General features: G+C 61.0%; 1 pseudogene. It reads right to left on the minus strand.

The window, feature by feature from the left end:
- Positions 1-55: 55 nt before the first annotated feature.
- A pseudogene (locus tag NKI22_RS31355) lies at positions 56-1,037 on the minus strand (IS5 family transposase).
- Between the last annotated feature and the right edge of the window lie 75 nt (positions 1,038-1,112).

Below are 1,112 nucleotides of genomic sequence, written 5' to 3' on the forward strand. Positions count from 1 at the left end.
GGGCGTTGGTGCATCGGTCCGGACTTGAGCGGATGTCGATCTTTGAAGCGGCAGACTATGCCGTGGCCGCCTTGCGGCGGGCGGATTTCGGGCGTGCGCAGGCAAGCATGCGGTTGAGGACGGCGCAGCCGATGGCGACTTCGGTCTGCTGAAGGGAAGCGACCGTGCCCGCAAACGCCGCCCGATGGTGGACTTGTATCGCCCCATGGCGGTCTCGACCAGCGAGCGTTTGCCATAACCGTTGGAGACCTGCCATTTCATCCGGCCGTCTCTGCCGATTGCGGCGATATGCTGGTCCCTTTGGCCGGCAGGTCTATCGTCGAATGGTTCGACCGCGTTGACACGAGGCGGAATGACGATGGCGACAGCCGCGCTGTGATTGATGACTGCGTCGTAAGTCGGTTTTCCGTCATAGCCGCCGTCAGCAGTAAACTGTCCGATTGGACCGCCAATCTGGTCAAGTAGTGGCTCAACTTGAGAGACATCGCCAGTGTCCTGATCAGTCAGGGTATGGGCAATGATCTCGCCGCTGTCGGCATCCAGTGCCAGATGCAGCTTGCGCCAACTGCGACGGGATCTGGCGCCGTGCTTCTCCTCCAGCCACTGACCCGCGCCGTAGACCTGCAGGCCGGTGCTGTCGACAAGAACATGCACTGGTCCCTCCGGCGGAACCTGGCGATCATGCCGTTTGTTGGGCGATTGCCATGTCCGCGCCCGACGGCTCAGGGTGGTATGATCGGGGACAGCAAGCGCCAGCGCCATCAGTTGCAGCACCGATTCCAGCAAGCCTTCTGCCTGGCGCAGCCGCAGGCCAAACACAAGGCCCAGCGTCAAGGTGGTCTCGATCGCCAGATCAGAATAGCGGTGCTGGCCGCCACGTGTCTTGGCGCTTGCCACCTGGACAGGGCTTCCGGCGTCACCCACAGGGTCAAACTGCCGCGATGACGAAGTCCTGCCTCATATTCTGGCCAGTTCGTCACCCTGAACGTGATCTTCTCAACATGATGGCGGCGGCTGGCATTGTGTTTGAAAGGCATGGCTACGCTACAAAGGCTATTGCGGTTACCGCTTGCCTAAACCCACACCAATAAAAGATCCGTGCACCAACGCCG

The organism is Mesorhizobium sp. M0778, assembly GCF_040320105.1.
Lineage (GTDB): Bacteria > Pseudomonadota > Alphaproteobacteria > Rhizobiales > Rhizobiaceae > Mesorhizobium.